The sequence below is a fragment of the Yersinia sp. 1252 StPb PI genome, from assembly GCF_048593885.1.
GTDB classification, from domain to species: domain Bacteria; phylum Pseudomonadota; class Gammaproteobacteria; order Enterobacterales; family Enterobacteriaceae; genus Yersinia; species Yersinia enterocolitica_E.
In genome coordinates this window covers 1-8,382 of record NZ_JAZGQE010000186.1, presented here as the reverse complement: position 1 = coordinate 8,382, position 8,382 = coordinate 1, and the positions used below count along the sequence as shown (strand labels likewise).

Here is an 8,382-nt window from a genome sequence, read left to right as displayed (position 1 = left end):
TTGATAATTAGTGGGTTTCTTCTTTTCTCGGCTATAGTGATGAATGACCATTATCCATTTTTATGGGCAGTACTCTCTATCGTTGCTTTTTGCCTATACACATGGCTAGCCTATTTTTCAAACTTTACAGTAGATGAATTTGAGCGAGTAGCAAAAGAGCGAGCCGACAAAAAAGCCCGCACGCGGCAGGCTGATTAAAAGCGGGGGAGTATCAAAAGCCCAAATCAAATTGGTCGTCACCCAAGTGGCCCGGCAGAAACAGATCGCGGGGTAGGGTTGCAGTGTTATTACGGCTGGGGCGGGACAGGATTTTATCGACTGATTGCAGTGTGGTGAACGTACAACTGCAAAGCAGGTTCTGGCACTGGTGATAATTCTCTTTGGTATTGCCGGTTATCATTCTGCTTGTGCGGGTGCGACTAACAGCACCACATTGTGGGCATGACATCATGATAATAACTCCAACCTTTTCTTGCTTGGCTAAAGTATAACCTATTCATTCCCTGAATTCTTTTACTCTGTTTCTTCTCCGGCCATGTCCCAACTGGATATTTTCACTTCAAAATTTAGCGCGGTAGTAAATCCATTATCCCCGATGGTGTGCGTGACCTGGGTAATTATCCACGCCGCCTGATCAATCTCTGGTTTAAATCCTTGCATGACAGCAGGCAGTTCTGGAAATAAGTCAGCGCGACCACGCGCCAGTGTCATCGTAAATTCAGCGGCACCCCGTTGCAGTTTGGACCACCTCGCAGCAGCGGCACGACGGGCGGCCCGTTCTGTCTTGAATGTTTCACGCATCACAAAAACATTCCCCTCCACGCCTTCCAGATATCCACCCTCTTTACTGGTTGATGCCGGTTCTTTCGCTTTCTTGGCGGGCGCGGGTGTTGCGGCTTTCCTGCGGCGGCGGCGTTTGACTGTGGCTTTTTTGGGTTTGCCAAAATTCAGATCCAGCCAGTAGGCGGTTACGCCGGTATAGGCGTCACGGTCAGCCACCCGGAAGCTGTGCTTGTCACCACTGGCGCGCGTAATAGTGATGGCCGGTAACAGCTTGCCGCTTTGCGATACTGCACGCCCTGGGTGCATGAATAGCAACATGCCGTTCTTGATGGTGGTAATTGCGCCCAGCTTTTCCGCCATGCGGGTTAAAAAGCTAATATCTGATTCGCTGGTCTGGTCGGCGTGATCAATCTCTATCTTGCCCAAGTCCTCACTGACTCCGGCTTTCAGGTCATAGCGCGAAGCAATGCTGGCAACCAGTTTACCGACGGTAATATCGTGCCAGCTATATTCCCGCTTCACATTGAAGGTGTCGCGAAAATCAGCACTGCGGGCCGTGACAATCAGCTGATCCGGCGGGCCGATGTGGCTGATTTCATCCACGGTAAAGCGGCCTTTATTGATTAGCGGTTCATCTTTCCAGCCCAGTGCAATATCAATCAGTGCGCCGCGCGCGGGCAGGGCAACTTTCTGGTCTGCGTCGTCAATGACCAGTTCCAGCATATCGGCTTCAAAACCACGGTTATCAGTCAGCGTTAAACTGATCAACCGGTCGTTAACCGTGGTCTGTGTTTTGCCGCCTATTTTGATATCAAAGGCGGGGCGCGGGGTGAGGTCGTCCGGTAACAGTTGCATGGTTTGATTTTGCGGGGAAAGTCCGCTCGGACATACCGCTGTTTATTGTGTCATGCCTGATACAACAGGCAGGCGGTGATTTACGCGCGAGGTTGGTTGATGATTTCGGCAAGGATTAATCCTTTTCGGAGCGTACCCCAATGGCAACAAATTATCACCACGGTGTGAGCGGTGAGGAAACCACTGACACATCGACCATCATTAACGATATCGACTCCGCCGTGATTGGCGTGGTCTGTACGGCGGACGATGCCGACGCCGTCACCTTTCCGCTGAATACGCCGGTATTACTGACGCGCGTTAAAAACGTGCTCGGCAAAGCAGGGAAAACCGGCACATTACGCCAAACCCTGAAAGCCATTTCTGACCAGGCCAGCCCGCAAACCGTGGTTATCCGCGTGGCTGAAGGTGGTACGGAAGAGGGCGAAAAAAGCACCGAAGCCAATGTGATTGGCGGTGTGGATGAAAACGGGCTTTATACCGGTCTTTATGCCTTGCTGGTTGCTGAAATGCGGGTCGGTGTAAAGCCGCGCATTATCGGCGCGCCGGGGTTGGATACGCTGCCAGTGGCAAACCAAATTGCCATTTTTGCCCGCGAACTGAAGGCATTTGCTTATATCAGTGCTAACGGCTGCAAAACTATTGCCGAGGCCAAACTTTACCGCAAGAACTTCATTCAGCGGGAAGTGATGGTGATTTATCCCGACTGGCTGGCGTATGACAGCGAAGCCGAAAGCAACGTTGTGGTACCGGCACCGGCTTATGCGCTGGGGTTGCGCGCCAAGATTGACGCGGATATCGGCTGGCATAAAACCCTGTCCAACGTGCCGGTCGATGGCGTGCTGGGCACCTCGGTTGATATCTATTTCTCCCTGCAAGGCAAAGATACCGACGCCGACGAGTTGAACAGTAACCACATCACCACGCTGATCAAGCAAAAAGGTTTCCGTTTCTGGGGTTCCCGCACCTGCGAGGAAGAGGTCTTTATTTTCGAAAGCTATACCCGTACCGCGCAGATCCTGCTGGATACCGTTGCGGAGGCCCATTTTTACTACATCGACAAGCCGCTAACGCCGTCGCTGGCGAAAGATGTTATCGACGGTATCAACCGCAAATTGTCGGCCTACGTAACTGCCGGTCGCTTGTTGGGTGCCCGTTGCTGGTATGACACCGACGCCAACACCACCGACACGCTGAAGCTGGGCAAGTTGACCATTCGGTATAACTACACCCCGGTGCCGCCGCTGGAAAATCTGGGGTTAATTCAGGAATTCACCGACGAATATTTCGCGAGTTTTGCGAATGCCGTCAATAGCTAAGGGTTATTACTATGGCATTGCCAAGAAAACTTAAGTATTTCAACGTCTATGTCAATGGCGATAGCTATCTGGGGCAAGCCTCGGAGCTGACGCCGCCGAAGTTGACTATCAAGACGGAAGATTATCAGGGTGCAGGTATGCCCGGCTCGGTCGCGGTGGATCTCGGCTTTGAGGCGGGGGCGCTGGATATGGAGTTAACCCTTGGCGGGTTGGCCCCTGAATTACTGAAACTGTGGGGCACGCCTACCGCTGACGGGGTGCAGTTCCGTTTTGCTGGCTCCTATCAGGCAGAAGATACCGGCGAGGCTATCCCGCTGGAAATTCAGACGCGCGGCCGTTACACCGAGCACGATCCCGGCAGCGCGAAACAGGGTGATGATACCAGCCATAAATACACGCTGAAAAACACCTACTGCAAGATCACGGCAAACAACGAGGAACTTTTAGAGTTGGATGTCCTGAACATGATCTACCGGGTGAACGGTGTGGATATGCTGGAAAAACACCGCGCTAACATTGGCCTTTAATCTGGGAATTTATTTATGTCGAATACTGTCGTTTTACAAACACCTATCAAGCGTGGCAAGTCAGTCATCAAAGAGGTTTCTCTCACTGGCGCACTGAAACAAGCCGGTTCCCTGCGCGGCCTGAAGTTGTACGATGTCGTCACCTCAGATGTTAATTCTCTAATTAAGCTGTTGCCGCGTGTGACTTCTCCGGCGCTGACCGAAATTGAGCTAGTCACAATGGATATATGGGACTTTTCCCAACTTGCGGCGGAAGTTGTCGATTTTTTGCAACCCAACTCGGAATTAGAGGGGAGCAAGACGACAGCGGAAACATCAGCTATGAGTTTGGATTTAGCCAAATAGAAGATGTGATCGCTGATGTCGCTTTTGTTTTTCACTGGTCATTGCCTGATCTCTGGGCAATGACCGTGCCCGACCTTTTAGCCTGGCGTGAGCGTGCTGCGGTACGCTGGGGAACCACGGAAGAATAATCCATGACTGACCGCAACCTATCGATAAAAGTGGCTTTAGGGGCGGTCAATAACCTGACTCAACCCTTTAATGCCGCCCAGAAAAGTACCGCCGCGCTAGGGCGGCAAATCAAAGCCACACGCGATAACCTGCGTGACTTACCCAAACAGGCCGCCAGTTTCGACAAGCTGGCCGAATCCAGCAATAAAGCCGCCGCCCGTATAGAGAAATTGCGCCGGGCCTCCGACGCGGTCAAATCCCTCGATAACCCTACACAGAAGCAGATCGCCGCTGTGCAAAAGTGGGATAGCCGCCTGGGTAAGTTACAGGAAAAACAGACCGTTGAAGTGCGGCGACTGGCTGAACTGCGCGCCAGTCTTTACCAGCACGGTGTTTCGGTTGCCAGTAACAGCACCGCCACGGAGCAAATCACTAACCGCACCGCCCAATATAACCGCCAGTTGCAACTGCAAGAGCAGCGGTTAAAACGCGTGGCGGCGGCGCGCGGCAGTTACGATCGTGGGCAAGAGCTGCGCGGCAAGTTGCAATCCGGCGGCATGACCGCACTCGCCACCGGCGCGGTGATGGCGGCTCCGGTGGCGCTGGCACTGAGAAGTTACACCGGCATGGAAGATGCCATGAAGGGTGTAGCAAAACAGGTTGATGGCCTGCGTGATGATAACGGCCAGCGCACGGCACAATTCTATGAAATGCAAAACGCGATTAAAGATGCGGCTGAGGACGCCCCTTTACCGGGTGGCGCATCAGACTTTGCTGCTCTGGTTGAAGGTGGCGCACGCATGGGGGTGGCAACGCAAGGTGCCAGCTTTGCACAACAGAAAAAAGAACTGTTGGATTTTGCCAATGTCTCCGCCAAGGCGTCCAAAGCCTTTGAACTGCCCGCCGGTGAACTGGCGGAAAGCCTCGGTAAAATCTCTGGGCTGTATAAGATCCCGACCAAAGATATTGAACAACTGGGCGACGCCCTGAACTATCTTGATGATAACGCCCAGTCGAAAGGGGCGGATATCATTGATGTACTGCAACGCATGGGCGGTGTGGCTGACCGACTGAATTACAAACAGGCGGCAGCGCTGGGATCGACATTCCTGTCTCTGGGGGCACAAGCCGAAATTGCCGCCAGTGCATCTAATGCCATGGTGCGCGAACTGTCGATTGCCACCATGCAAAGCGACAAGTTTTTTGCTGGCTTAGACGCGCTCGGCATGGACGAAAAAAAGATTGAAAAAGCAATGTCGGTCGATGCGATGGGCACTATTCGCGAAGTGCTAGGCGCAGTTAAAAAACTGCCTGACGTTGACCGATTGAGGGTGCTTACGCAACTGTTTGGTAAAGACTTCGGTAAAGATGCCGCCAAACTGGTGAATAACATTGATGAGCTGGATAGACAGCTTGCACTGACCAGTTCGGCAGGCTCCAAAGGCTCCATGCAAAAAGAGTCTGATATTGATAAGGACTCTATATCGGCGCAATTGCAGTTGTTAAAAACTGGCGGCGGTAACGCCCTTAGTTCGATGGGTGAAACTCTGCGCGCGCCCATGCTTGACGTGGTCGATACGCTGAAAAACATGATTGGCGGTGTGCGTCGCTGGGTGGAAGCCAACCCCAAACTGGCAGGCACCATCATGAAAGTGGTGGCGACACTGTCGATTGCCACTATTACGCTGGGTGGGCTGGCGCTGGCTGCGGCGGCATTATTGGGGCCGATGCTGGCCCTGCGCTTGGGGTTCTCGTTACTGGCCGGTAACGGGGGATTGGGTGCGTTGCTGCCAAAATTCACCTGGCTAACGGGTGGGATCAGTCGGCTGGTCCCTAACATACTGCGCGTGTCTCCGGCGTTATTGTCATGGCGAACCAGTGCCAGTGTGGCCGGTTCCGCGTTGGGTGGGTTGCAGTCGAAAATGGCGCTGCTCGGATCTAATGCGCAAATGGCACTGTCTGGCGCGTCTGGGCGCGCTGGTGCTGCTATGTCCGCTGCGTTTAGTCAGCCGGGGGCGGCGCTGGGGCGGCTTGGTAATATGCTGAAGTGGATCGCAACTTCGCCGTTGCGTCTGCTGGGCAGTATTGGCGGCACGGTATTTGGTGCGCTGGGGTCGGCTGTGGGGTTGGTATTAAGTCCGGTCGGGCTATTGGTGGCGGCCGTTATTGGCGCGGGCGTGCTGATTTATAAATATTGGCAACCGATACAGGCATTTTTCAGTGGGTTCTTTACCGGATTGGTGGAGGGATTGCAGCCGGTGAAAGCGGCCTTTGCGCCACTGTCTCCCATATTTGACGCCATCGGCAGCGCGATTGGTCGGGTGTGGAACTGGTTCACTCAGTTGCTTTCGCCGGTCGAATCGTCGAAAGCCTCGCTGGAGGCGGCGACTAATGCCGGTAAAACCTTTGGTGAGGTGGTTGGTGCGGTCATTAGTGGTCTATTCTGGCCGGTGGAACAACTGGCGAAGGGGTTAGGCTGGTTACTGGAAAAACTGGGGGCAATCCCGAAAGCGGCAGATGCGGCCAGTGGTGCGGTAGCGGCAATGAATGGGCCGAAAGCGCCGGTGATGTATGAATGGGATCCGGTCCTAAAAAAAATGGTGGAAGCAAAATCCGCCTGGTCGTGGAGCCCTGATAAACCCGTTGCTGGTAACAGTAGCGCTATGGCAAACGCGACAACGTCAGCGATTGCTACCGCGCCACAGGCTGCCCCGTCAATTTACGGCAAGGTTGACCGCACAAAAGAGAGTGCAGCCACTGCAACTACGGCCGCTGCTACTGCTACTGATCCGAATAAGCTGGGCGATATTGTGTTTAAAAACGTGCCGGATTATCTGCCGTTAGCCTCGCCGTATTTATCCGCCCCTGCAAAAACGGCAGCACAGCCTGGCCTGTTGGCAAGAATGCAGCAGAGCGCCAGCGATATGCTGGCCCGCACGCGGGATATGATCGCGCCGGGTAATGATTTTGACTCGTTATCACTGGCCGGTGAGATTCCACAACTGGCGAGAAAACCGCTCAGTGCGCAGCGAAATAGCAGCCCGATAACCCATGAGGGTGACCGTTTCGACATAACAATCAAATTTGAAGGCCAGCAAGCGGCCAACATAGACGAGAATAAACTGGTTAATTTGCTGTATGACAAAATCGCCACGCTACAGCGTCAGAAAGAATCCCGCCGCCGTTCCACGTTTACCGACAGGGAGCAATAATTATGATGATGGTTTTTGGATTGTTTGTATTTGAACTGCGCACCGCGCCTTATCAGAATCTGGGGCAGGAAAGTACCTTCAGACACGTGAATAACAGTCGGGTAGGGAAGTCGCCACGCTATCAATACATTGGTCCCGGTGAAGATAAAATCACGCTGGGCGGGACGCTGTACCCGGAAGTAACCGGCGGTGATGTGTCGCTGGCGGCACTGCGCATCATGGCTTACACCGGCAAAGCCTACCCGCTGATAGAAGGTACCGGCGGGATCTATGGCATGTTTGTGATTACTGGCATCAGCGAAACCCGCACTGAATTTTTTAAGGATGGCAAGGCGAGAAAAATAGAGTTCTCGCTCAGTCTGGAAAAGGTCAGTGAGGATTTACGCGAAATGTTGGCGGATGTAGATCTGGGATTGGGTTTCTTGTAATACCCTGGGAACACAGTCAGTTTTGTCTGTGCTGCAGCAACGTTAAGCCCGCAACTTATGCGGGCTTTTTGTTTGTCATTTTAGCGCGATGGCTCGACGTTCTTGTGCGGGAATATATTTGTATATGGTTTTCGGTGATACATCTGTTATCAGCGCTACCTGGCGCAGTGTTGCACCCTGTGCGAACATGCGCTTAACCTGTTCAATTACTTCATCTGTCATGATGCGCCGCCGCCCGCCTATCCGCCCCTCAGCCCTAGCCGCAGCCAATCCCGCGAGAGTGCGCTCGACTATCAATTCACGTTCCATTTCAGCTAGCGCTGACATGACATGAAAGAAAAAACGGCCCATCGCGGTGCTGGTATCAATGCTATCGGTCAAACTACGAAAATGCACACCACGGTTTTTTAACTCTTCTATCAGTGCAATTAGGTGGCGAACACTGCGCCCTAATCGATCGAGTTTCCACACAACCAATGTATCTCCCTCGGACATTGCACGCATTGCGCGTTTTAAACCCGGTCGGTCTGACGATTTCCCGCTTATTTTATCCTCAAAAATCTGTACGCAATTTGCACTAATTAATGCATTGCGTTGTAACTCTGTATTTTGGTCACTTGTTGACACCCTGATATAGCCTATAAGCACCTTATTTCCCTCATAAAATAAGTGGAGTTTGTCACAAATAAGCTATAGGAAAAATGAGTTGGTAAATATCCAAGTCTCTTAAACCTTGGTTTGGGCGACGTCGCACATCATCCGCACCTTACGGGTATTGTTGGCACATCTAGAAATGCAAAAATGA

General features: G+C 52.7%; 10 protein-coding genes. 7 read left to right on the top strand and 3 right to left on the bottom strand.

What is annotated here, in order from left to right; translation table 11 throughout:
- Positions 1–198: hypothetical protein (locus tag V2A85_RS19770; protein WP_420072159.1), on the top strand; the 198-nt coding region annotated here is incomplete at its 5' end.
- 13 nt (positions 199–211) lie between these two features.
- Here the strand turns inward: V2A85_RS19770 and V2A85_RS19765 are convergent.
- The gene (locus V2A85_RS19765) at positions 212–451 is read right to left on the bottom strand and encodes an ogr/Delta-like zinc finger family protein (protein WP_420072158.1); all 240 of its coding nucleotides are present in this window, start codon (positions 449–451) and stop codon (positions 212–214) included.
- Between the two features lie 62 nt (positions 452–513).
- A complete protein-coding gene (locus V2A85_RS19760; RefSeq protein WP_418395565.1) occupies positions 514–1,638 on the bottom strand; it encodes a phage late control D family protein in 1,125 nt (374 codons plus the stop codon).
- A gap of 140 nt (positions 1,639–1,778) precedes the next feature.
- Between V2A85_RS19760 and V2A85_RS19755 the strand changes: the two genes are divergently transcribed.
- Genes V2A85_RS19755 through V2A85_RS19730 form a run of 6 tightly spaced genes read left to right on the top strand, consistent with a single transcriptional unit; the run spans position 1,779 to position 7,577 of the window.
- Positions 1,779–2,957 carry a phage tail sheath protein gene (locus tag V2A85_RS19755; protein WP_418395566.1) on the top strand — a complete coding sequence of 393 codons (1,179 nt, stop codon included), beginning with the start codon at positions 1,779–1,781 and terminating at the stop codon, positions 2,955–2,957.
- A gap of 11 nt (positions 2,958–2,968) precedes the next feature.
- Complete coding sequence (locus tag V2A85_RS19750; RefSeq protein ID WP_048619989.1) at positions 2,969–3,484, top strand: phage major tail tube protein; 516 nt, start codon at positions 2,969–2,971, stop codon at positions 3,482–3,484.
- A 15-nt stretch (positions 3,485–3,499) separates the two neighbouring features.
- Positions 3,500–3,829, top strand: a complete 330-nt coding sequence (locus V2A85_RS19745) for a phage tail assembly protein (RefSeq protein ID WP_186379138.1) — start codon at positions 3,500–3,502, stop codon at positions 3,827–3,829.
- The gene (locus V2A85_RS19740) at positions 3,712–3,957 is read left to right on the top strand and encodes a GpE family phage tail protein (protein WP_420072157.1); all 246 of its coding nucleotides are present in this window, start codon (positions 3,712–3,714) and stop codon (positions 3,955–3,957) included. The genes V2A85_RS19745 and V2A85_RS19740 overlap by 118 nt, the downstream gene beginning before the upstream one ends.
- Before the next feature lie 3 nt (positions 3,958–3,960).
- Positions 3,961–7,149, top strand: a complete 3,189-nt coding sequence (locus V2A85_RS19735; protein ID WP_420072156.1) for a phage tail tape measure protein — start codon at positions 3,961–3,963, stop codon at positions 7,147–7,149.
- A gap of 2 nt (positions 7,150–7,151) precedes the next feature.
- A complete protein-coding gene (locus V2A85_RS19730) occupies positions 7,152–7,577 on the top strand; it encodes a phage tail protein (RefSeq protein ID WP_420072155.1) in 426 nt (141 codons plus the stop codon).
- 75 nt (positions 7,578–7,652) lie between these two features.
- Here the strand turns inward: V2A85_RS19730 and V2A85_RS19725 are convergent, their stop codons facing one another.
- Positions 7,653–8,225 (bottom strand): recombinase family protein, encoded by a 573-nt coding sequence (locus tag V2A85_RS19725; RefSeq protein WP_420072154.1) that lies wholly within the window; start codon positions 8,223–8,225, stop codon positions 7,653–7,655.
- Positions 8,226–8,382: the final 157 nt, after the last annotated feature.